The 21,656-nt window shown below is 73.2% G+C and carries 21 protein-coding genes and 1 riboswitch; of the genes, 14 read left to right on the forward strand and 7 right to left on the reverse strand.

All coding sequences use genetic code 11. The features are described 5' to 3' along the window. Positions 1-192: 192 nt before the first annotated feature. On the forward strand, positions 193-1,647 hold the full coding sequence (locus ACFWUY_RS11410) for a DUF2079 domain-containing protein (RefSeq protein ID WP_384106084.1): 1,455 nt from the start codon (positions 193-195) through the stop codon (positions 1,645-1,647). Between the two features lie 90 nt (positions 1,648-1,737). On the opposite strand, the gene ACFWUY_RS11415 is transcribed toward ACFWUY_RS11410, so the two are convergent. After that, positions 1,738-2,349 (reverse strand): hypothetical protein, encoded by a 612-nt coding sequence (locus ACFWUY_RS11415; RefSeq protein ID WP_384105557.1) that lies wholly within the window; start codon positions 2,347-2,349, stop codon positions 1,738-1,740. A 250-nt stretch (positions 2,350-2,599) separates the two neighbouring features. Between ACFWUY_RS11415 and ACFWUY_RS11420 the strand changes: the two genes are divergently transcribed. From ACFWUY_RS11420 to ACFWUY_RS11450, 7 genes are all read left to right on the forward strand, one after another. Beyond that, on the forward strand, positions 2,600-3,460 hold the full coding sequence (locus ACFWUY_RS11420) for a bifunctional methylenetetrahydrofolate dehydrogenase/methenyltetrahydrofolate cyclohydrolase (RefSeq protein ID WP_384105560.1): 861 nt from the start codon (positions 2,600-2,602) through the stop codon (positions 3,458-3,460). A gap of 1 nt (position 3,461) precedes the next feature. Further along, positions 3,462-4,013 carry a DUF3017 domain-containing protein gene (locus ACFWUY_RS11425; RefSeq protein WP_384105563.1) on the forward strand — a complete coding sequence of 184 codons (552 nt, stop codon included), beginning with the start codon at positions 3,462-3,464 and terminating at the stop codon, positions 4,011-4,013. A 261-nt stretch (positions 4,014-4,274) separates the two neighbouring features. Then, positions 4,275-5,321 (forward strand): DUF2690 domain-containing protein, encoded by a 1,047-nt coding sequence (locus tag ACFWUY_RS11430; protein WP_384105565.1) that lies wholly within the window; start codon positions 4,275-4,277, stop codon positions 5,319-5,321. 213 nt (positions 5,322-5,534) lie between these two features. Beyond that, a complete protein-coding gene (locus ACFWUY_RS11435; protein ID WP_384105568.1) occupies positions 5,535-6,524 on the forward strand; it encodes a malate dehydrogenase in 990 nt (329 codons plus the stop codon). 221 nt (positions 6,525-6,745) lie between these two features. Continuing rightward, positions 6,746-8,566: a hypothetical protein gene (locus tag ACFWUY_RS11440; RefSeq protein ID WP_384105571.1), complete on the forward strand. Its 1,821-nt coding sequence runs from the start codon at positions 6,746-6,748 to the stop codon at positions 8,564-8,566. Continuing rightward, positions 8,559-8,951, forward strand: coding sequence for a hypothetical protein (locus ACFWUY_RS11445; RefSeq protein ID WP_384105573.1), 393 nt, complete (start codon positions 8,559-8,561; stop codon positions 8,949-8,951). Before ACFWUY_RS11440 ends, ACFWUY_RS11445 begins: the two co-directional genes overlap by 8 nt. A gap of 172 nt (positions 8,952-9,123) precedes the next feature. Beyond that, positions 9,124-9,945, forward strand: a complete 822-nt coding sequence (locus tag ACFWUY_RS11450) for a hypothetical protein (protein ID WP_384105576.1) — start codon at positions 9,124-9,126, stop codon at positions 9,943-9,945. Between the two features lie 72 nt (positions 9,946-10,017). On the opposite strand, the gene ACFWUY_RS11455 is transcribed toward ACFWUY_RS11450, so the two are convergent. Both ACFWUY_RS11455 and ACFWUY_RS11460 read right to left on the reverse strand, forming a co-directional pair. Continuing rightward, on the reverse strand, positions 10,018-10,752 hold the full coding sequence (locus ACFWUY_RS11455) for an isocitrate lyase/phosphoenolpyruvate mutase family protein (RefSeq protein ID WP_384105579.1): 735 nt from the start codon (positions 10,750-10,752) through the stop codon (positions 10,018-10,020). A gap of 20 nt (positions 10,753-10,772) precedes the next feature. After that, entirely contained in the window at positions 10,773-11,288 is a 516-nt protein-coding gene (locus ACFWUY_RS11460; RefSeq protein WP_384105581.1) for a carboxymuconolactone decarboxylase family protein, read from the reverse strand. A gap of 46 nt (positions 11,289-11,334) precedes the next feature. On the opposite strand from ACFWUY_RS11460, the gene ACFWUY_RS11465 reads away from it, so the two are divergent. Then, a complete protein-coding gene (locus tag ACFWUY_RS11465) occupies positions 11,335-12,759 on the forward strand; it encodes a PLP-dependent aminotransferase family protein (protein WP_384105584.1) in 1,425 nt (474 codons plus the stop codon). A gap of 87 nt (positions 12,760-12,846) precedes the next feature. On the opposite strand, the gene ACFWUY_RS11470 is transcribed toward ACFWUY_RS11465, so the two are convergent. Further along, complete coding sequence (locus ACFWUY_RS11470; RefSeq protein ID WP_384105587.1) at positions 12,847-13,719, reverse strand: hypothetical protein; 873 nt, start codon at positions 13,717-13,719, stop codon at positions 12,847-12,849. A gap of 145 nt (positions 13,720-13,864) precedes the next feature. On the opposite strand from ACFWUY_RS11470, the gene ACFWUY_RS11475 reads away from it, so the two are divergent. Together ACFWUY_RS11475 and ACFWUY_RS11480 are read left to right on the forward strand one after the other, a co-directional pair. Beyond that, complete coding sequence (locus ACFWUY_RS11475; RefSeq protein ID WP_384106087.1) at positions 13,865-14,158, forward strand: hypothetical protein; 294 nt, start codon at positions 13,865-13,867, stop codon at positions 14,156-14,158. Positions 14,159-14,171: 13 nt separating this feature from the next. After that, a complete protein-coding gene (locus ACFWUY_RS11480) occupies positions 14,172-15,356 on the forward strand; it encodes a glutathionylspermidine synthase family protein (protein WP_384105588.1) in 1,185 nt (394 codons plus the stop codon). Positions 15,357-15,385: 29 nt separating this feature from the next. On the opposite strand, the gene rocD is transcribed toward ACFWUY_RS11480, so the two are convergent. After that, positions 15,386-16,591, reverse strand: a complete 1,206-nt coding sequence (gene rocD / locus ACFWUY_RS11485) for an ornithine--oxo-acid transaminase (protein ID WP_384105591.1) — start codon at positions 16,589-16,591, stop codon at positions 15,386-15,388. Positions 16,592-16,713: 122 nt separating this feature from the next. After that, positions 16,714-16,803: riboswitch (ZMP/ZTP riboswitch) on the forward strand. Positions 16,804-16,876: 73 nt separating this feature from the next. Here rocD and glyA point away from each other — a divergent pair. Then, entirely contained in the window at positions 16,877-18,154 is a 1,278-nt protein-coding gene (gene glyA / locus ACFWUY_RS11490; protein WP_384105594.1) for a serine hydroxymethyltransferase, read from the forward strand. Between the two features lie 222 nt (positions 18,155-18,376). Here glyA and ACFWUY_RS11495 read toward each other — a convergent pair whose 3' ends face one another. After that, on the reverse strand, positions 18,377-19,183 hold the full coding sequence (locus tag ACFWUY_RS11495; protein WP_384105597.1) for a hypothetical protein: 807 nt from the start codon (positions 19,181-19,183) through the stop codon (positions 18,377-18,379). Continuing rightward, positions 19,176-19,772 carry an RNA polymerase sigma factor gene (locus ACFWUY_RS11500; protein WP_384105600.1) on the reverse strand — a complete coding sequence of 199 codons (597 nt, stop codon included), beginning with the start codon at positions 19,770-19,772 and terminating at the stop codon, positions 19,176-19,178. The genes ACFWUY_RS11495 and ACFWUY_RS11500 overlap by 8 nt, the downstream gene beginning before the upstream one ends. 56 nt (positions 19,773-19,828) lie before the next feature. On the opposite strand from ACFWUY_RS11500, the gene trpS reads away from it, so the two are divergent. Next, positions 19,829-20,842 (forward strand): tryptophan--tRNA ligase, encoded by a 1,014-nt coding sequence (gene trpS / locus ACFWUY_RS11505; protein ID WP_384105603.1) that lies wholly within the window; start codon positions 19,829-19,831, stop codon positions 20,840-20,842. Between the two features lie 182 nt (positions 20,843-21,024). Next, a complete protein-coding gene (locus ACFWUY_RS11510; RefSeq protein WP_384105606.1) occupies positions 21,025-21,621 on the forward strand; it encodes a 2'-5' RNA ligase family protein in 597 nt (198 codons plus the stop codon). The last annotated feature ends 35 nt before the right edge of the window (positions 21,622-21,656 follow it).

The raw sequence follows: 21,656 nt of genomic DNA on the forward strand, positions 1-21,656 counted from the left end.
GGCCGGGGTGTCTACCCTTGCCCGGGGGGGGGGCGGGCGGGGGGGGCGCCCGCGGGCCCCGGGGGGGGCCGGGGGGCCCCGCCCCGTTCCGCGCTCCGGGAGGACCGGCGGCGACGGATCCGCCGATCGGGTGGTCTCTGGTCTAATGGGTTGCTCTTTTGTCGACTGTCGACCACTGGTGGTGGGGGCGTGGTGTTGGACGTACAGAACAGGTCCGCCGAGGAGGCCGCCACCGGCGCTCCCGGCGCCGTCGGCACCGAGCCCCCCGACGGCCTCTCCCCGGCCCCGCTCCGCCCGTACCTGATCCTCGCGGCCGTCCTGTGCGGCCTGTACTTCCTCTACTCCTGGGTGCAGTACGCGCACTTCCGCACCCCGTCGTGGGACCTCGGCATCTTCGGGCAGTCCGTCCGGGCGTACGCCGAGTTCCGGGCCCCCGTCGTCGACATCAAGGGCCCCGGCTTCCACATACTCGGCGACCACTTCAGCCCGGTCACCGCGCTGCTCGCGCCGCTCTACTGGATCTGGCCGTCGCCGGTCTCCCTGCTCTTCGCCCAGGCCGCGCTCTTCGCCTCCGGCGCCGTCGTCGTCGGCCGCACCACCCAGCAGGTCCTCGGCAGCCGGGCCGCCGGCATCGGACTCGCCGTCGCGTACGGGCTCTCCTGGGGACTCCAGGAGGCGGTCAAGTCCGACTTCCACGAGATCGCCTTCGCCGTCCCGCTGCTCGCCCTGACCTGCCGGGCCCTGCTCCTCGGGCGCTGGACCGCGGCCGTCGCCTGGTCGGCGCCGCTCGTCCTCGTCAAGGAGGACATGGGACTCACCGTGTCCATGGTCGGCGTGGTCCTCTTCGTGAAGGGGCAGAAGCGGCTCGGCGCGGCCATGGCCGGCTTCGGCGCGGCCGCCTTCGCGCTGACGGTCCTCGTCCTCATCCCGGCGGCGAGCCGGGTCGGCGAGTACGACTACTGGTCCAAGATCGAGAAGACCGGGGAGGGCGCCGAGACCTCCTTCGGGCAGGTCGTCGGCGACGCCCTCGCCTCCGGCGAGCGCTGGGAGATGGTGTTCTTCCTGCTCGCGATCACCGGTTTCCTCGCGCTGCGCTCCCCGCTGATCCTGCTCGTCCTGCCCACCCTCGGCTGGCGCTTCCTCTCCCAGGACCCCAACCACTGGGGCATGCACTGGCACTACAGCGCGATCCTGATGCCGGTGGTCTTCCTGGCCCTGGTGGACGGCGTCCGCTCGGTACGCACCTCCCCGCGCGCGTGGCTCGCCTCGTACGGGAAGGTCGTCGTCCCGGTCGCGACGGCGGTCGCGCTCGTCCTCGCCGCGAACCTGCCGCTGCGGGAGCTCCTGAAGCCGGAGACGTACCGGGCCGACACCCGGGCCGAGCAGGCGCGGGCCGCGGTCGCCGCGGTGCCGGAGGGCGTCAGCGTGGAGGCGGACGTGTCGCTCCTCGCGCACCTCACGGCGGACCACCGGGTCTACTGGGTGGGCACGTCGAAGGGTGCCACCCCGGACTATCTCGCCTACGACCTGCGCGGCTGGTCGCAGCAGGTCTCGGACCCGGTGCAGCTGGCTTCGCAACTGCATCCGGAGGCCCGGTACGAGATCACGTACCGCTCGGACGGCTTCGCGGTCCTCAAGAGGGTGTGACGCGCACCGCGGGCGCATCCGCGGGGAACGGTCGAGGGGCCGGGTTCCGTACTCTCCGTACGGAACCCGGCCCCTCGGCGCGTGTGGTGCTCAGTACTGCTGCTGGTTCCGCTTGAACCAGGCCGCGGCGTCGCCCTTCGCGAAGAAGACGATGAGCAGGATGCCGAGAACGAGGCTGATCAGGGCGAAGACGTTCGCGCCGAGCAGGTTCACGAGGCTGCCGAGGGTCACCAGCGAGCCGTAGACGATGCCCGAGATGCGGATGCCGTTGCCGCCGGAGCGGATCTTGACCGCCATGATGATGGCCCAGACGCCGAAGGCGATGCCGATGATGCCGAAGACGATCATGGTGCCGGCCAGGATCGAGGAGACGTCCTGGGTCTGGCCGTCGAGCTCGGGGGAGCTGGCGAGCTGGTCGGCGAGCCAGCCGCTGGCCACGACGGCGAGCAGGCCGAACAGCGCCTGGAGGACGCCGAGGATCCACAGGATCACGCGGTTCGCCTTCACCCCGCCCGGCATCTCCATGACCGCGCCCGGGTAGCCACCGCCGCCGTACGGGGAGACCGGCGGAGCGGCCGGGTAGCCGTAGCCGCCCTGCTGCGGCGGCACGCCCTGGGGGGCCTGCTGCGGGTAGCCGTAACCGGGCTGCTGGCCCTGGCCCTGCTGCTGGCCGTAGGGGTTGTTCGGGTCACCGAAGCTCATCGCGGGATTCCTCCGTGAATCTCTCTGTGCGGGGACGACGCGGCCCGCGCGGAGGACTTTTCACGGGATGTGAGCGGATTCCCCCCGGCACTTTCCGCGGTACTTCGCGGATCATCGTGGTCGTACCGTCGACTTCTTGTCCAGTCGATACGTACCGGAGTTGTGCAAGTGCAACCTCTCGTCGCGCCCGGCGGGCCCCTCGGTGCGAGCGAATTGGAACAAGGCGGGGGTCATCCGGGAGGATGTCTCCATGAGCGCCCAGATTCTCGATGGCAAGGCCACCGCAGCCGCGATCAAGTCCGATCTGACCGTCCGTGTGGCGGCCCTCAAGGAGAAGGGCCTCACGCCCGGACTCGGCACGGTCCTGGTCGGCGACGACCCGGCCAGCCAGAAGTACGTGGCCGGCAAGCACCGGGACTGCGCGCAGGTCGGCCTCGCCTCGATCCAGCGCACGCTGCCCGCCACCGCCACCCAGGAGGAGATCGAGGCGGTCGTACGGGAGCTCAACGAGGACCCGGCCTGCACGGGGTACATCGTCCAGCTCCCGCTGCCCAAGGGCATCGACGAGAACCGCATCCTGGAGCTGATGGACCCGGCCAAGGACGCGGACGGACTGCACCCGACCAACCTCGGCCGGCTCGTCCTCAACGAGCCCGCCCCGCTGCCCTGCACGCCGAACGGTGTCATCACCCTGCTGCGCGCGCACGGCGTGGAGATCAACGGCGCCGAGGTCGTGGTCGTCGGACGCGGTGTCACCATCGGCCGCCCGATGCCGCTCATCCTCACCCGCCGCTCCGAGAACGCCACCGTGACCCAGTGCCACACCGGCACCCGCGACCTCTCCGCGCACCTGCGCAACGCCGACATCATCGTCGCCGCGGCCGGCGTGCCGCACCTGATCAAGCCCGAGGACGTGAAGCCGGGCGCGGCCGTCCTCGACGTCGGCGTCTCGCGCAACGCCGAGGGCAAGATCCTCGGAGACGTCCACCCGGACGTCGCCGAGGTGGCCGGCTGGATCTCCCCGAACCCCGGCGGTGTGGGTCCGATGACCCGGGCACAGCTCCTCGTCAACGTCGTCGAGGCCGCCGAGCGCGCGGCCGCGGCGCTCTGACGTGACCGCCGGGACCCCGGGGACACCCGGGAACGGGAAGCCGGGCGGGGCGGAGGGCGCGAACGGTGCGAACGGCACGGAGTCCGAGGCCGGCGCTTTCGCCTCCGTCGCCTTCGACGCTTCCGTCGCTTCCGGTTCCGCTGCCTCCGGTGGCGGTCCGCGGCGGCGGCCGTCCATCGTCACGACCGGTACCGCGCGGCCCGAGGGCGGCGGCCGGGCGGCTCCCGGCGACGCCTCGGCGCCCGCGCGCCAGTGGCCGCTGCTCACCGTGCTCGGGCTCGCCGGGCTCGGTCTGCTCGTGGTGGGTACGGACCCGTTCCCGCATGCCTTCAGGATCGGAGCGATCCTGATCGGGGCCGCGCTCCTCGTGGGGGCCGTGATGCGCCGGGTACTGCCCTCGGTGGGCATGCTGGCCGTACGGTCCCGCTTCACGGACATGATCACGTACGGGGTGATGGGTGGCCTGATCGTGCTGCTCGCGCTCATGGTGCAGCCGAAGCCCTGGCTGAAGATCCCGTTCCTGGAGGACATCCTCCACCTCACGGTGACCTAGCCTCACGGCGACCCGGACCGGAGGTCCCGACCGGACCGCGTGAGCGACGACGCCCGCCCTCTCCCCCGTGGGAGGGCGGGCGCCGTCGTGATCAAGGGTCATGTACGTGCCAAGGTTGGTTCAAGGTCCGTCGGCGCGCTGTGGCACGGAAGTGACCATTCCGCCACTTCGACTCCGCATCCGGGGCGCGCGTCGCCCCCGGACCTGCCATCCTTCGGGAGTCGCGGAAGTCGAGGGAGCACGGGACAAGGGGGACCGCACATGCCTGGCTGGAAGGCGCTGCCGGACGAACTCGACCCGGAGGTTCGCGCGTTCACGGAACGGCTCCGCCGCCTGATCGACCGCAGCGGACTCGGTATCACGGCGGTCGCCGAGCGCACCGGCCACGAACGCTCCGCCTGGGACGGCTACCTGAACGCGCGTCTGCCCGCCCCCCGGGGCGCGGTCGTGGCACTCGCCGACGTGACCGGAAGCGACCCGTCGGACCTCGCGACCCACTGGGAGCGTGCGGACCGAGGGTGGAACCGCTCGAAGGGCGTCGCCGGGGCGGGGAGTGGTGAGGGCGAGGCCGTCGACGGTGACAGGGACGTCGATGGTGCCGGGGGCGGGAGTGACCGCACCATGCAGATCCGGCGCATCGACAGGCCGTTCCCGGCGCGGACTTCGGCCCCGGACCCGTCGGCGCCCCCTGTCCGTGCCCCGGACTCGGCCGCCGCGCCCGCATCCGCGCCCCGTACCCCCACCTCCGACTCCGGCGGGCCCGCGCCCCGTACCCCCGCCGTCGCCTCCCGCCGCCGGGCCGTGCTGCTCTACGCCGCCGGGATCGTCGGTGCCCTGCTCGTCGTCACCGCCGCCCTGCTCCTCGTCGACCTGGGCGGCTCCGACGGCGCGGGCGAACCGGTGGCCGCCCCGCCCACCACGACCGCCCCACCCGTCACCCGGCCCGCCACCCTCCCCGCGGGGGTGACGTGCGTGGGGCCCGACTGCGACGGCCAGGACCCGGAGGCCATGGGGTGCGGCGGAGCCCTCGCCACCACCGTCGCACGCGCCCGCGTGGGCGCCGCCCAGGTCGAGGTCCGCTACAGCGAGACCTGCGCGGCGGCCTGGGCCCGGATCACCGGGGCCGCCCCCGGGGACACCGTGGCCGTCGAGGCCGGCGGCACCGAGCGGCGCGCCACCGTCGCCCAGGACGCCGGCACGGCGGCGGAGACCGACGCGTACACGCCGATGGTCGCGGTCGGTTCCGGCGCCGACGCGCGCGCCTGCGGCACACTCGCGAACGGGCGCGAGGCCTGCACCACGAACTGACGGACAGCGCAGCCTCGGACGGGTGGCAGTGAGCCGGACCACAAGGGTGTGGGGGTTCGCGGGGCCCCGGGTCGGATAGCCTGACCGCTGGAAATCTCTTCACGTCGAGACACCGATCGATCACAGCGATCGATCGTCGATCGTCGATCACGAAGGGACGTCCGGAACCCGGGGCAGGGACCCCCCACCGCCAGCTGTCTTACGGAGATCGCCATGACCCGCACTCCCGTGAATGTCACCGTGACCGGCGCGGCCGGCCAGATCGGCTACGCGCTGCTCTTCCGCATCGCCTCCGGCCACCTGCTCGGCGCGGACGTGCCGGTCAAGCTGCGCCTCCTCGAGATCCCGCAGGGCGTGAAGGCCGCCGAGGGCATCGCCATGGAGCTCGACGACTGCGCGTTCCCGCTGCTCAAGGGCATCGACATCTTCGACGACCCGAACCAGGGCTTCGAGGGCGCCAACGTCGCGCTGCTCGTCGGCGCCCGCCCGCGCACCAAGGGCATGGAGCGCGGCGACCTGCTGCAGGCCAACGGCGGCATCTTCAAGCCGCAGGGCAAGGCCATCAACGACCACGCCGCGGACGACATCAAGGTCCTCGTCGTCGGCAACCCGGCCAACACCAACGCCCTGATCGCCCAGGCCGCCGCCCCGGACGTGCCGGCCGAGCGCTTCACCGCGATGACCCGCCTGGACCACAACCGCGCGCTGTCGCAGCTGGCCGCCAAGACCGGCGCCTCCGTCGAGGACATCAAGCGCCTCACCATCTGGGGCAACCACTCGGCGACCCAGTACCCGGACGTCTTCCACGCGGAGATCGCCGGCAAGAACGCCGCCGAGGTCGTCAACGACGAGCAGTGGCTGGCCGACACCTTCATCCCGACCGTCGCCAAGCGCGGCGCCGCGATCATCGAGGCCCGTGGCGCGTCCTCCGCCGCCTCCGCAGCGAACGCCGCCATCGACCACGTCCACACCTGGGTCAACGGCACCGCCGCCGGCGACTGGACCTCCATGGGCATCCCGTCGGACGGCTCCTACGGCGTCCCCGAGGGCCTCATCTCCTCCTTCCCCGTCACCTGCACCGACGGAAAGTACGAGATCGTCCAGGGCCTGGAGATCAACGACTTCTCCCGCAGCCGCATCGACGCCTCCGTGAAGGAGCTCACCGAGGAGCGCGACGCGGTGCGCGAGCTCGGCCTCATCTGAGCCCGGCCCCACCCGAGTCGGCTCACGCCTGATCCGGACTCACCCGGGCCCGCTCGTACGTGAGTCGGGCCCACCCGGGTCCGCTCGCATGCGGGTCGGGCCCACCCGGGTCCGGCTCGTCAGAGCCCGGCTCCACACTCTCGGCGCCTCCGGACCGTACGACCGACCGTACGGACCGGGGGCGCCGTTTTTCGTGCCGACACGGAGGCCCCACCTCCCCTATGCTGACCCACCGGTTCGCGGCCGGGCAGGCCGCGCGCGGACAGTCGCACATCATCGGGGGAGCCTTGACGCAGTCGTCCATTCCGCAGCAGCCCGGCCGGCCGCCCCACGCGCCGCCGGCCGTCGACCCGCGCCGGTTACCGGCCTCCAGCGAGGCGACCCGGCTGCTCTGCGCCGGCACGTACCTCGACGACGCCTTCCGCGACGCGGTCATCGACCAGCTGTACATCCACGAGGAGCGCTTCGCCGCCCCCTCGCTCGGCTACGACGCGAGCCGCGTCCTCGCCCACGCGCTGCGCGCCCGCCGCGTCGAACTCGGCTGGGCCGTCGGCATCCTGGCCCTCTGGATCATCGCGCTCCCGCTCACCAAGGGTCTGATCGCCCTCCTCATCGCGCCGTTCCTGATCCTCGGCCTGGCCCGCTGGGTCCGCGGCCGGTCGGCCGACGCCCCCGTCTACCGTCTCGTCCCCGCCTTCGTCCTGCGCTGGTACGGACGGATCATGCTCCTCCAGTCCGCCCTGTTCCTCCTCTTCCTCGCCCTCGGCGACGAGGAGTCCGGGGGATCCGACGGGGGATTCCTCGGCGAGGTCTCCGAGACGGGCGAGTTCCTCGACCTCGCGGTGAGCCTCGCCGCCCAGGAGATGTGGGGCATCGGACCGCTGGAGGTGTGGATCACCGTCGCCGTGCCGCTCCTCGTGGCCTGGGCGGTGGCCACCCAGCGCGGTCAGTTCGCCCGCGCGCTCACCCAGGAGCTGTCCCGGGACCGCTTCCCCGACCAGCGCTCCGATCCGGCCGAGCAGGCCGAGGGCGCCAGGTCCCGCCGTCTGCGCGACCGGATCCGTACCGAACAGCACGCGCGGATCGTCATGTACGGGGCCGACGACCCGTTCTGCGGCGCCGGCGAACCGTACGAGCCCTGGTCGCTCTCCGTCGAGCTGCGGCCCCGGAAGAACCTCGAGGGCACGGAGCCCGAGCCGCTCGACAACAGCGCCATCATGCGGCACGTGGTCCCGCTCGTGGAGGCGCTGCGCGTGCCCTCGCCGCACGGCTCGCCGCGGATCCAGGCCGCCGTACGGGACCGGCTGCGCGAGCTCGAGATCGACGAGGTCGTCTTCCTGCCGGTCGACGGACTGCCGGCCCGCGGCGCCGCCCCGTACAGCCCCGAGGGCTTCGAGACGCACCGCTCCGGCGCCATCGAGGAGGGCGGCGAGACCCGTCGTCACTTCCTGCGCATCCGGGTCGGAGGCTGGGGCGAGGAGATCGTCACCACCGTCTTCGTCCGCGTGCACACACAGGGCGGGATGCTGATGCTGGAGGTGGCACCGCACGTCCTGCGGCCGGTGAAGCCGCTCTACCGGTACGCCGACCGGATCGCCCACCGCTACCGGCACAACCACCACTTCGGCAAGGCGGTCTGGGCCCTGGGCCAGACCCCGCGCTCCGCCGGCCAGGCCCTGGTCACCGTCGGGCGCTCGCTCGGCCACGGCTGGCGGCTGCTCACCGCGGGACACGCCAACGCGCTGCCCGAGGGACCCGAGGTCTCGATCCGCGAGCTCGGCTCCGACGACGAGGCCTCGCTCTTCCAGGAGATGGACGTCAGCCGCTACCTGAAGAGCGTGCAGGACCGGGTCGCGAACGGCGTGACGGTCGCGCTCCGCGAAGCCGGTTACGAGACCGCCGAGTTCGAGCAGAAGATCGTGCACGTCGCCGAGGGCGGCACGTTCATCGAGAACACCAGGGGCAACGTCACCCTCGGCAACCACAACACCGTCACCAACAAGAGCTTCACCACCGCGACGACCGGAGGCAACCGTGGCTGAGACCGGGAACGGCACCCCTGACGTCCGCGCTCCTGGCGGCATTCACGTCACCAACACCGGGGGCAGCGTCACCATCGGCGACCACAACACCGTCACCCACACGGTGAACGGCGCCCAGCCGGCCCGCGACCCGGAGCAGGAGGCGCTGCTCCAGGCCATCCGCCGGCTCCGCGCCGACCTCGGCGGCATCGTCCCCTCCGAGCAGACGGCCGTCCTGGACGCCGAACTCGCCGAGGCCGAGGACGAGATCGAGGGCACGGGACGGGCCGACGCGGGGCGGCTCACCCGGCTGCGCCGCGCCCTCACGGACGCGGGCGCGGTCACCGGGATCCTCGCCTCGGGGGTGACCGTCGGGCAGGCCGTCGGCACCCTGCTCGGAGGGTGAGATGAGCGGTTACGGGGGCGGGAGCGGGGGCGGGGCCCGCTGGAACGACGAGACGCAGAGCTGGGAGAGCGGCGGCACGCCCCCCGCTCCCGCGACGGGAGCCGGCGGCGGCCCCGTCGTACCCCCGCCACCGCCCCCGCCGGAATACGCCCCGGATCACGTTCCGGGACACGTGCCGATACAAGCGCCGCAGTACGCGCCGGAGTTCACGTACGACCCCGACCACGTTCCCGCGCAGGTCTCCGTGTACGTGCCCGGGGCGGGCGGCCGGCAGTATCCCGCTTCTGGCACGGCCGCCCCGGCGACCCGGCCACGCGCGCGGGCGGCGGTCGTGGCAGGGGTCGCCGTGGCCGTCCTCGCGGCGGGCTCCGTCGGCGGCTGGCTGCTCTGGGGCGGGGACGACGCCAGGCTCCCTGCGGCGGGCGGCCCGCCGGCCTCCGTCCCGGTGGTCCCGGAGACCACCGGGGCCACGGGGGCCACCGCTCCCGCCTCCGACACGCCGTCGCCCTCCGGCACGTCCACCGCTCCCACGGACGACGTGCCGCCGCCCGGTTACCGCGCCGTCGAGGACCTCAAGGGCTTCACGGTCGCCGTCCCCGAGGGCTGGGACCGCACCGAGTCCGACCAGGGCGTCTTCTACAACGCGCCGGACCGCAGGAGCCTGCTCCAGGTCTTCGTGGTCACGGAGGCCGGACTGACCCCGTACGAGGCCCTGCGCGGGGCCTCCGAGGACGGCAGGGCCAACAAGCCCGGCTACCAGGAGATCAGCCTCGAACGGGTCACCGGCGAGGCGGGCGCCCCGGCCGACTCCGCCGAACTGGTCTACGCGTACACCCGGGACGACGGCAGCCGCCGCAAGGTCGTCGACCGGGCGTTCACGGCCGAGGACGGCAACCACTACGCGATCCTGGCGGCCGGCCCGGAGAGCGCGTGGCCGAAGCAGCGCGAAGTGCTCCGCGTGGCACTGGCGTTCTTCCGCCCCGGCGCGTACTGATCGCACCGGCCGCACCGGCCGCACCGGCCCCCGAGGCGAGGCCTCGGGGGCCCGCCCCGTTCCCCGAGCTCCTCAGAGCGCTCCCGCGTCCCTCAGTTTCGCCGCCGTCGCCGCCAGGTCGTCCCGCGCCCGCAGGAGCAGCCCGTCGCCGAAGGTGATCCGGGTCGCGCCCAGCCGGCCGAGTTCCGCGAAGGGCGGGTCGCCCGGTCCCGCCAGGGCGTTGAGGGGGAGGTCGCCGAGGGCCGCGCGCAGTACCGGCAGGTCGGCGGGCGGGGCCCCGATCGGGTAGACGCAGTCCGCACCCGCCTCCGCGTAGCGCCGGGCGCGGGCGATCGCCGCCTCCACCGGGTCGGCCGCCCGGCGGATGTACACGTCCACGCGCGCGTTGACGAAGAGCCCGGGACCGGCGGCGGCCCGTACCTCCGCCAGCCATTCGGCGTGCGCCTCCGCGTCCTTGAGCTCGCGGTCCTCGCCGGTGTCCTCCAGGTTCACCCCGACGGCCCCCGACTCCCTTACCCGCTCCACCAGTTCCTCGGCCGGCAGCCCGTAGCCGCCCTCCAGGTCCGCCGTGACCGGTACGGAGACCGCGCGGACGATCCGGGCCACGGCGGCGAACATCTCCGCCGCCGGCGTCGCCCCGTCCTCGTACCCGAGGGACGCGGCCACCCCGGCGCTCGGTGTGGCGAGCGCCGGGAACCCGGCCGCCTCGAAGGAGCGGGCGCTCACCGCGTCCCACGGTCCGGGCAGCACCAGCGGATCGCCGGCGGCCCGGTCCCGGTGGAGGGCGCGCAGGACCCCGGCCTTCACGCCCCCGTCTCCGCCCCCGCTCACGCGGAGCGGGGGGTGTAGTGGCCGGGCACCATCCGGGTGGTGACGGCGATCCGGTTCCAGGCGTTGATGACGACGATCGCGCCGATGACCCGGGCGAGCTCGATCTCGTCGAAGTGGGCGGCGGCCTGGGCGTACACCTCGTCGGGGACGAAGCCGTCGGTGAGGACGGTGACGGACTCGGTCAGCGCGAGGGCCGCGAGCTCCCGCTCGGTGTAGAAGTGCCGGGACTCCCGCCAGGCGGAGAGCTGCACGATCCGCTCCACGGTCTCGCCCTCCGCGAGCGCGTCCTTGGTGTGCATGTCGATGCAGAACGCGCAGTGGTTGACCTGGGACGCCCGGATCTTGATCAGGTGGTAGAGCGTCGGGTCGATGTCCTTCGCGGCGGCCGTCTCCAGGCGGAGCATCGCCCGGTAGAACTCGGGGACGCGCTCGGCGAGCGGGAGGCGCGGGGCGTGCTCGTGGGCGTACGCGGTGCGGTCGGCGGTCTCGGTGAGGGTGGTGTTCGTGGTCATGACGTCACCGTACGAGCCGGGTGGCGCAGGAGTATGGTCCATTTCCATGGCAGACGAGTGGGCCACTTCCGGCACCGACCTCCATCTGGAACTCCGTGGCCCGCGCCTGCGGGCCGGCCTCATGGACGCCCTGCGGGAGGCCGTGCGCAGTGGGCGCCTGGCGGCGGGCACCCGGCTGCCCTCCTCCCGGACGCTCGCCGCCGACCTCGGCATGGCCCGCAACACCGTCGCCGACGCCTACGCCGAACTCGTCGCCGAGGGCTGGCTGACGGCCCGGCAGGGCTCCGGCACCCGGGTCGCCCGCCGCGCCGAACCCCGTACGGCGGTACGGCAGCCCCCCGCCCCCTCCCCTTCCGCCCCCGTGCTCTCCCTGCCCCGGTCCGCCGCGCCCGCGCACGACCTCAAGGCCGGCACCCCCGACCTCGCGTCCTTCCCGCGCGCCGAGTGGCTCAAGGCGTACCGGCGGGCACTCACCGCCGCCCCCAACGAGGCCTTCGGGTACGGGGATCCGCGCGGCCGGATCGAACTGCGCACCGCCCTCGCCGAGTACCTCGCCCGCACGCGGGGCGTGCACGCCAGGCCCGAACGGATCGTCGTCTGCGCGGGCTTCGTGCACGGACTGATGCTGATCGGCCAGGTGCTGCGGAGCCGGGGCGTACGGGACGTGGCGGTCGAGTCGTACGGGCTCGGCCTCCACGCCGGTCTGCTCACCGGAGCGGGACTCGGTACCCCGGTCCTGCCCTTCGACGAACGCGGCACCCGCGTCGAGGAGCTGTCCGGACAGGACCGGGTGGGGGCCGTCCTCATGACGGCCGCCCACCAGTTCCCGCTGGGCGGCGCCCTGCCGCCCGACCGGAGGGCGGCGGTCGTCGACTGGGCGCGGGCCTCCGGCGGCCTCGTCCTGGAGGACGACTACGACGGGGAGTTCCGCTACGACCGGCAGCCGGTGGGCGCGCTCCAGGGCCTCGACCCCGAGCGGGTCGTCTACTTCGGCACGGCGAGCAAGTCGCTCGCCCCCGGCCTCCGGCTGGCGTGGATGGTGCTGCCGGAGAGCCTGGCCGGCGAGGTGGCGGCGGCGAAGGGGGCCGTGGACTGGTCGTCCGGCACGCCGGACCAGCTGGCGTTCGCCGAGTTCCTGGGCTCGGGGGCGTACGACCGGCACGTACGGGCGATGCGGCTGCGTTACCGGCGCCGCCGCGACCAGTTGGTGGCGGCGGTGGCCGCGCACTCGCCCGAGACCCGGGTGAGCGGGATCGCGGCGGGTCTCCACGCCGTCCTGGCCCTGCCGCCCGGCGCCGAACAGGCCGTTCTGCGGGCCGCCGCCTGGAACGGCCTCGCCGTGCAGGGCGTCGACCAGTTCCGCCGCCCGACGGTCCCCGCGACCCTGGACGGCCTCGTCGTCGGCTACGCCACACCGCCGGACAGCGCCTGGCAGGGCGCCCTCCAGAGCCTCTGCCGGATCCTTCCCTAGGAGACCACCCCTCGGGGCACGCCGGGGGAATGCCGGCGTCCGTCGGGACGCCAGGGCCCGTCGGGACGCCAGGGCCCGTCGGGAACGTCAGGGCCCGCCGCGCCCCGGGCCCGGCTCCGTGACCGCCGCGTCGCCCGGGTCCCCGGCGGGGTCCACCGCCGGTGCCTCGCCGAAGCGGGCCAGGACCAGGGAACCCGCCACGGCCACGGCGAAGCCGGCGACCGCCGACCACCCGAGCCCCTCCCGCGTACGGTCCCCGAGCCAGACCACCCCGACCACCGCCGGCCCGATCGTCTCGCCGAGCACCATGCCCGCCGTCGCCGTGGTCACCGAACCCCGCTGGAGCGCCGAGGTCAGGAGGAGGAACGCCGCCCCGCCGCCCACGAGCACCGCGTACAGGACCGGATCGGCGAAGTCGACGCCGTCGATCAGCCGCACCCCCACCTCCACCACCCCGAAGCCGAAGCCCGAGCCCAGGCCGAGGACCAGCGAGCGCGGCCGGTCCGGCAGCCGGCCGCCCACCACGCCGAGCAGCAGCACGCCGAACGCGGTCGCGAGCAGCGCCCACCGGAGCGCCTCCGAGCCGTCCCGGTGCCCCTCCTTGCCGGAAGCGAGGGCGAGCAGGGCCAGCCCGGCGCAGACCGCGGCCACGGCCGCCCACTCCACCCGGCGCAGCCGCACCGCCAGCACCCGGGAGGCGACGACCGCGGTGACCGCGAGGCTCGCGGCGAGGGCGGCTCCCACCGCGTAGATGGGCAGCGTCCGCAGGGCGACGATCTCCAGGACGAAGCCCAGACCGTCCAGGCCGAGGCCGACGACGTACCGCCACTGCCGCAGCGCCCGCCACATCAGCGCGACGTCGACGCCGCCACCGGTCCCCGGGGTCGCGGCGCGGGCCGCCATCGCCTGGAGAACCGAGGCCGTGCCGAAACAGACGGACGAGGCGAGCGCACAAATCATCCCGAGAAGCACGAAACGACTCTAGGACGTGCGGCCGGAAACCACCGGCCTACACTGTGCGGTCGCGACAGACGTGAACGCGACAAGCGTGACCGTGAAGGCCGTGACCGTGGAGGTCGCGACCGCGAAGGGGAGGGCGACGCACATGCGGAGGCTGAGGTCGAGCACGGTGGTGCTCGGCGGGATGGGTGTGCTCGCGGCGACGATCACCGCGTGCGGTTCCGAGCCGGACAAGCGGTGCGTGGACCCGCTGACCCGGGAGGAACTGCCGAGCTACCGGTGCGAGAGCGGCGGCAGCGATGACGACGACGGCACGACCCACCGGGGCTCGTACTACTACGGCGGTTCCGTCCGCGACAACCGCGTGAGCGGCGGCAGCTTCGACAAGACGGCCGTCGACACCGGCGGCTTCGGCTGCTCCGGTTCCGGCGGCGGCTGAGAGGGCCCGGCACATGGAACGGCACACGATCGAACCCCGGCCCGGCTGGCAGGAGACGGTGGAGGAGCAGGGGGTCGTCTACCCGCTGACCCGGTACCCGGACGGAACGCTGCGCCCGTACTGGGACGAGAGCGCCTACTACTCCTTCACCCTGCCCGAGGTCGAGGCCCTGGAGGAGGTCGTCGAGGAGCTGCACGCGATGTGCCTGGCGGCGGCCGCGCACATCGTCGAGCGGGACCGGTTCGCCGAGCTCGGCATCACCGACCCGAAGCTCGTCGCCCGGGTCGCCGAGTCCTGGCGCCGCCGCGCGGAACTCCCCTCCCTCTACGGTCGGTTCGACCTGCACTACGACGGTACGGGCCCGGCGAAGATGCTGGAGTACAACGCCGACACCCCCACCTCGCTCGTGGAGGCCGCCAGCCCGCAGTGGTTCTGGATGGAGGAGCGGTTCCCCGGCGCCGACCAGTGGAACTCCCTCCACGAACGCCTCGTCGCCGCCTGGAAGCGCCAGGCACCCCTGCTGCCGCCGGGACCCGTCCACTTCGTCCACTCCGACGGCGACGAGCTCGGCGAGGACCTGATGACGGTCGCGTACCTGCGCGAGACCGCCCAGCAGGCCGGACTCGCCACCGAGGCGCTCTCCGTCGAACGGATCGGCTGGGACCGGCTCTCCCGCCGCTTCGTGGACGACCGGCTCCGCTTCATCCGCAGCTGCTTCAAGCTCTACCCGTGGGAGTGGCTGACCACCGACCGCTTCGGCCGGCACGTCCTGGACACCCTCGACAACGGCGGCGGCACCGGCACGACCTGCTGGATCGAGCCCGCCTGGAAGATGCTGCTCTCCAACAAGGCGCTCCTCGCGATCCTCTGGGAGCTGTACCCCGGCCACCCCAACCTGCTGCCCGCCTACCTCGACGGGCCGCGCGAACTCGCCACGACCGCCGGCTGGGTGGCCAAGCCGCTGCTCGGCCGCGAGGGCGCGGGCGTCACCCTGCACGAGGCCGGCACGGAGCCGTTCGTACGGGACGGGGAACCCTGCTGCTACCAGGAGCTGGCCCCGCTGCCCGACTTCGACGGCAACCGGGTCGTGCTCGGCGCGTGGGTCGTCGAGGACGAGGCGGCGGGACTCGGCATCCGGGAGTCGGCCGGCCTCGTCACCGACGAGTACGCCCGCTTCCTCCCGCACGTGATCCTCTGACCGCCCCGCCCTCGGGGCCCGGCCCGGCCTCAGTCCGACAGCACGCCCCTCAGCTGCTCCAGGCCCCAGTCCAGGTCCTCCTTCGAGATCACCAGGGGCGGCGCGATCCGGATCGTCGAACCGTGGGTGTCCTTCACCAGGACACCCCGCTCCATCAGCTTCTCCGAGATCTCCCGGCCGGTGCCCCGGGACGGCGTGACGTCCACCCCGGCCCACAGGCCGCGCCCGCGCACCGCCTCCACCGCACCGCCGCCCACGAGGAGGCCCAGCTCCGCGTGGAGGTGCTCGCCCAGCTCCGCCGCCCGCTCCTGGAACTCGCCCGTCCGCAGCATCGCGATCACCTCGAGGGCCACCGCGCAGGCCAGCGGGTTCCCGCCGAACGTCGAACCGTGCTCACCCGGCCGGAACACCCCGAGCACCGAACGGTCGGCGACCACCGCCGACACCGGCACCACCCCGCCGCCCAGCGCCTTCCCCAGGACGTACACGTCCGGCACCACACCCTCGTGCTCGCACGCGAACGTCCTTCCCGTCCGGCCCAGACCCGACTGGATCTCGTCCGCCACGAACAGCACGTTCCGCCGGCGCGTCAGCTCCCGCACCCCCGCCAGATAGCCGGCCGGCGGGACCAGGACACCCGCCTCGCCCTGGATCGGTTCGATCAGCACCGCCACCGTGTTCTCGGTGACCGCCGCCTCCATCGCCGTCAGGTCCCCGTACGGCACGATCTCGAACCCCGGCGTGTACGGCCCGTAGTGGTCCCGTGCCTCGTGGTCCGTGGAGAAGCTGACGATCGTCGTGGTCCGGCCGTGGAAGTTGTTCGCCGCGACCACGATCTTCGCGTGCCCGTCCGGCACGCCCTTCACCTCGTACCCCCACTTCCGGGCGGTCTTCACGGCCGTCTCGACCGCCTCCGCGCCGGTGTTCATCGGCAGCACCGCTTCCTTGCCGCACAGCTCCGCGAGCTGCGTGCAGAACTCGGCGAACCGGTCGTGGTGGAAGGCGCGCGAGGTCAGCGTCACCCGCTCCAGCTGGGCCTTCGCCGCGTCGATCAGACGCCGGTTGCCGTGCCCGAAGTTGAGCGCCGAGTATCCGGCGAGCATGTCGAGATAGCGGCGCCCCTCGACATCGGTCATCCAGGCGCCGTCCGCCGAAGCGACGACGACGGGCAGGGGGTGGTAGTTGTGAGCGCTGTGCGCCTCCGCCGAAGCGATCGCGTCTTGGGTGCTCGACACGGGATCTCCGTTCGTCCTGCGGCTCGCGGGATGGACCCGCCGAAGGGGTGTGGCCCCTGTTTCTATCGTCGCTCGGATGCCGGACCGGGAAACCTCGCGCGCGGCGCGCCCGCTACGCTGAGAACACGCACGGCGACTGGCGTACGGGGAAGCGACCCCGGGGGAGCCGTGCGCGGCAACCACACGGGACGCCGCCCGCCTGGGCGTCACGGGACCAAAGTCCCGCGTGGCGCCGCGCCTCCCACGCAGTGCCCCGGGACCCACCGACGCCCGGAGGACCCCGCCATGAGCGCCCCGCAATACGCCCCGCAGCACCCCGCACTCGCCGCCGCCGATCCCGAGCTCGCCGCCCTCGTCGGAGCCGAGGAACGACTCCAGGCCGAGACCCTGCGCCTCATTCCCAGCGAGAACTACGTCTCCGCCGCCGTCCTCGAAGCCTCCGGCACCGTCCTCCAGAACAAGTACAGCGAGGGCTACCCCGGGCGCCGTTACTACGAGGGCCAGCAGAACATCGACCAGATCGAGACCCTCGCCGTCGAGCGCGCCAAGGCCGTCTTCGGCGTCGACCACGCCAACGTCCAGCCCTACTCCGGCTCCCCGGCCAACCTCGCCGTCCACCTCGCCTTCGCCGAACCCGGCGACACCGTCATGGGCATGGCGCTGCCCATGGGCGGCCACCTCACCCACGGCTGGGGCGTCTCCGCCACCGGCAGGTGGTTCCGCGGCGTCCAGTACGGCGTTCGCCAGGACACCGGCCTCATCGATTTCGACCAGGTCCGCGAACTGGCCCTCGCCGAGCGCCCGAAGGTGATCTTCTGCGGCGGCACAGCGCTGCCCCGCACCATCGACTTCGCCGCCTTCGGCGAGATCGCCCGCGAGGCCGGCGCCGTGCTCGTCGCCGACGTGGCCCACATCGCCGGCCTCGTCGCGGGCGGCGCCCACCCGTCCCCGGTCCCGCACGTGGACGTGATCTCCACGACCACCCACAAGACCCTGCGCGGCCCGCGCGGCGCCATGCTCATGTGCCGCGAGGAGCACGCCAAAGCGCTCGACAAGGCCGTCTTCCCGGGCCTCCAGGGCGGCCCGCACAACCAGACCACCGCCGGCATCGCCGTCGCCCTCCGCGAGGCCTCCCAGCCCTCCTTCCGTGACTACGCCCACGCCGTCGTCGCCAACGCCAAGGCCCTCGCGGAGGCGCTCCTCGCCCGCGGCTTCGACCTGGTCTCCGGCGGCACCGACAACCACCTGATCCTGCTGGACCTGACCCCGAATCAGGTCCCGGGCAAGATCGCCGCGAAGGCCCTCGACCGGGCGGGCATCGTCGTCAACTACAACACCGTCCCCTACGACCCCCGGAAGCCCTTCGACCCCTCCGGCATCCGCATCGGCACCCCCTCCCTCACCTCCCGCGGCCTCACGACCGCGCACATGGGCCAGGTCGCCGACTGGATCGACCGCGGCGTCACGGCGGCCGGCAAGGGCGACGAGGACGCCCTCCGCACCGTCCGAGCCGAGGTCGCCGACCTGATGGCCGCGCACCCGGCCCCGGGCCTCCCGACCTGACCGACCACCCGGCCGGGAGACCCCTCAGACCGGGTCCGGCCACCCGGCCGGGAAACCCCTCAGACCGGGTCCGGCCGCCCGTACCGGGGAGCGCCCCGTCCGGGGCCGGGGAGACCCGACAGGACGGGCCTGCCCGGCCTGTCCGGCCCCGACCGACCCGGCCCGTCCGGCCCCGGTCGGTCGGCCTGCCCGGTCCCGGCCACCCGGACCGCCCGGTCCCGGCTATCCGCCCGTCGACTCCGCCGTTCGGCGGGCCTCCTCGCGGTCCGGTATGCCTTCCATGCGGAAGGTGAGCGCACCCCCGCTCCTCGTCCAGAGGAGCGTGGGGCCCGCCGTCCGGACCTCGTGGGTCCACGCCGTGCCCGTCCCGTCCGTCATCGGGAACGTCAGCAGGTGCGGGGCCGCGAACCAGTAGCCCTGTGCGCCGTCCGGCAGGTCGACCCATTCCGGCTGCGTCCTGACCTGCTTGGCGAAGCCGATGTCCAGCCGGGCCGGGAACTCGTCGAGCCGCACCGTCCGCTCCCCGTCCCGCCAGCACAGGCTGATCACCGCCCGGCCCCGCTCGGCCGACCCCGTCACCGCGACCGCGTCCGGCGCGCCGAGCGCCCCGGGTATCAGTGGCTCGAAGCCCGCCCGGCGCCCGGCCTCCGCCAGGGACACCGGCTCCGGGCACCCCGGCACCGCGCCCCCGGCCGGGGCACCGCGCCCGTCCGGGTCGTACCGCACGGTGACCCCTCCGAAGCCGAACCAGTCCGCCACCGCCGCCCGCACCGGCGGGGTGAGCACCAGGACGATCAGCACCCCGGTCAGGCCGGCCAGCAGCGCCCGCCACCGCTCGCGCGCCCACCGCCGTCCGCGCGCCCACCGGCTCCCGGCCGGCACGAACGCCGGCACGGCCACCGGCGTCGGGACCTGCTCGGCGAGGAGCCGCGCGAGCACCCGCTCGGCCATGGTCTCCCCGTCCACGTCCGGCACCCGCAGCCGCCGTCCCAGCTCCCTCAGTTCGTCCGGCAGACGCTCGTCATCCATGCCCCTCACCTCCCTCCCGGCCTTCCTCCAGCGCGAGTCCCAGCTTCTTCAGCGCCCGGCTCAGCCGGGACTTCACCGTCCCCTTCGGCCAGCCGAGGGCCCGGGCCGTCTCCGGCTCGTCCAGTTCGAGCAGGTAGCGGTGGATCACCACCTGCCGGTGGTCCTCGGTGAGACCGTCCAGGGCGTCGAGGAGCCGCCGGCTCCGCTCCCGCTCCTCGGCCGCGACCGCGGGATCCGCCGACTCCGGTATCCGCGGCTCCCCGCCGAGGAGGTCCGCCTCGCGGTCGGCGACGGCGCGCTGCCGGCCCGCCGAGCGCACTGTGTTCCTGGTCTCATTGACGACGATCCGCAGCAGCCAAGGCCGGAACGCCGCGCCCTCCTGGAACCGGCCGAGCGAGCGGTACGCCTTGAAGAAGGCCTGCTGCACCACGTCCTCGGCCTCCGCGCCCGCACCGCACGCCACCGCCGCCCTCAGGGCGACCGCCGTGTGCGCGCGGACCAGCTCCGCGTACGCCTCCGGCTCTCCGGCGCGCACCCGTGCGATCACCACGGCCTCGTCGTCGACCAGGCCCCCCTCCCGTGTCCTCACACTCTTGATACACCGGCAGTCCGGGATCGGTTCCCACACCTGAGAGAATGATGTGCATGGCCTCTGATCGTCCTCGCGCGCTCTCCGGAATCCAGCCCACGGCAGGCTCGTTCCACCTCGGCAACTACCTCGGTGCGATCCGTCAGTACGTCGCACTGCAGGAGACCCACGACGCCTTCTACATGGTCGTCGACCTGCACGCCATCACGGTCCCGCAGGACCCCGCCGAGCTGCGGGCGAACACCCGCCTCGCCGCCGCCCAGCTGCTGGCCTCCGGCCTCGACCCGGACCGCTGCACCCTCTTCGTCCAGAGCCACGTCCCCGAGCACGCGCAGCTCGGCTGGGTCATGAACTGCCTCACCGGCTTCGGCGAGGCCTCCCGCATGACCCAGTTCAAGGACAAGTCCGCGAAGCAGGGCGCCGACCGCGCCACCGTGGGCCTCTTCACGTACCCGATCCTCCAGGTCGCGGACATCCTGCTCTACCAGGCCAACGAGGTCCCGGTCGGCGAGGACCAGCGCCAGCACATCGAGCTGACCCGCGACCTCGCGGAGCGCTTCAACGGCCGGTTCGGCGACACCTTCACCGTCCCCAAGCCGCACATCGTCAAGGAGACCGGGAAGATCTACGACCTCCAGGACCCGACGATCAAGATGAGCAAGTCGGCGTCCACGCCGAAGGGCCTCGTCAACCTCCTGGACGACCCGAAGGTCACCGCGAAGAAGGTCAAGAGCGCGGTCACCGACACCGACACGGTGATCCGCTTCGACCCGGAGAACAAGGCGGGCGTCTCCAACCTGCTCACGATCATGTCCACGCTCACCTCCACGTCCGTCGCGGACCTGGAGAAGAGCTACGAGGGCAAGATGTACGGCGCGCTGAAGACGGATCTCGCCGAGGTCATGGTGGACTTCGTCACGCCGTTCCGGGCCCGCACCCAGGAATACCTGGACGACCCGGAGACGCTGGACTCTGTCCTGGCCAAGGGAGCGGAGAAGGCCCGCGCGGTCGCCGCGGAGACGCTGGCGCAGACGTACGAGCGGATCGGCTTCCTGCCCGCCAAGCACTGAGGTGCCGCCCGCCGCGCACCGAGGGTCCCGCCCCGCCGGGCGCCGAGGTCCGCGCCCGCCGGGCATCGAGGTCCCGCCCCGCCGCGCATGGGACGGAGGACCCTGGCCACAAGGGTGGTGGAGGCCGCACACTGGCGGCTGAGCCATCGCACACAAGTCGACGGACGACGGAGGAGAACGACGTGGGGACCGTAACGCTCGGCGTTTCGATCGCGGTCCCGGAGCCTTACGGCAGCCTGCTCCAGGAGCGGCGCGCCGGCTTCGGGGATCCTGCCGCGTACGGCATCCCCACGCACGTCACGCTCGTCCCGCCGACCGAGGTGGCGGAGGAGCGGCTGCCGGAGATCGAGGCGCACCTCGCCGGCATCGCGGCCGATCACCAGCACTTCCGGATGCGCCTCAAGGGCACCGGGACCTTCCGGCCGCTGTCGCCGGTCGTCTACGTGAAGGTGCGGGACGGCGTCTCCCGCTGCCACCGGCTCCAGAGCCTGATCCGCGACGAGAACGGGCCGCTGGTGCGCGAGCTCCAGTTCCCGTACCACCCGCACGTCACCGTGGCGCACGGCATCTCCGAGGAGGGGATGGACCGCGCGTTCAAGGAGCTCGCCGGGTACGAGGCGGCCTGGAACTGCCGCTCCTTCGCGCTGTACGAGCAGGGCCCGGACGGGGTGTGGCGGAAGCTGTACGACTACGAGTTCGGCAGCGGCCGCCCCGTCTCGGCCGTCCCGGCGCAGGGCGGCAGCCCGCTCGACACGCCGACGGTCACCCCCACCGGCTGACCCTCCCCGGACAACGGACAGCGGGCAACGGGCCG

Source organism: Streptomyces sp. NPDC058664, from assembly GCF_042716635.1.
Lineage (GTDB): Bacteria > Actinomycetota > Actinomycetes > Streptomycetales > Streptomycetaceae > Streptomyces.

What these genes read in the sequence shown, in the direction of transcription:
- ACFWUY_RS11460 (WP_384105581.1), bottom strand. Translation starts at nt 11,288, where the DNA reads ATGACCACGAACACCACCCTCACCGAGACCGCCGACCGCACCGCGTAC.
- ACFWUY_RS11480 (WP_384105588.1), top strand. Translation starts at nt 14,172, where the DNA reads ATGGAACGGCACACGATCGAACCCCGGCCCGGCTGGCAGGAGACGGTG.
- ACFWUY_RS11475 (WP_384106087.1), top strand. Translation starts at nt 13,865, where the DNA reads ATGCGGAGGCTGAGGTCGAGCACGGTGGTGCTCGGCGGGATGGGTGTG.
- ACFWUY_RS11470 (WP_384105587.1), bottom strand. Translation starts at nt 13,719, where the DNA reads ATGATTTGTGCGCTCGCCTCGTCCGTCTGTTTCGGCACGGCCTCGGTT.
- ACFWUY_RS11420 (WP_384105560.1), top strand. Translation starts at nt 2,600, where the DNA reads ATGAGCGCCCAGATTCTCGATGGCAAGGCCACCGCAGCCGCGATCAAG.
- trpS (WP_384105603.1), top strand. Translation starts at nt 19,829, where the DNA reads ATGGCCTCTGATCGTCCTCGCGCGCTCTCCGGAATCCAGCCCACGGCA.
- glyA (WP_384105594.1), top strand. Translation starts at nt 16,877, where the DNA reads ATGAGCGCCCCGCAATACGCCCCGCAGCACCCCGCACTCGCCGCCGCC.
- ACFWUY_RS11465 (WP_384105584.1), top strand. Translation starts at nt 11,335, where the DNA reads ATGGCAGACGAGTGGGCCACTTCCGGCACCGACCTCCATCTGGAACTC.
- ACFWUY_RS11495 (WP_384105597.1), bottom strand. Translation starts at nt 19,183, where the DNA reads ATGGATGACGAGCGTCTGCCGGACGAACTGAGGGAGCTGGGACGGCGG.
- ACFWUY_RS11435 (WP_384105568.1), top strand. Translation starts at nt 5,535, where the DNA reads ATGACCCGCACTCCCGTGAATGTCACCGTGACCGGCGCGGCCGGCCAG.
- ACFWUY_RS11430 (WP_384105565.1), top strand. Translation starts at nt 4,275, where the DNA reads ATGCCTGGCTGGAAGGCGCTGCCGGACGAACTCGACCCGGAGGTTCGC.
- ACFWUY_RS11440 (WP_384105571.1), top strand. Translation starts at nt 6,746, where the DNA reads ATGCTGACCCACCGGTTCGCGGCCGGGCAGGCCGCGCGCGGACAGTCG.
- ACFWUY_RS11415 (WP_384105557.1), bottom strand. Translation starts at nt 2,349, where the DNA reads ATGAGCTTCGGTGACCCGAACAACCCCTACGGCCAGCAGCAGGGCCAG.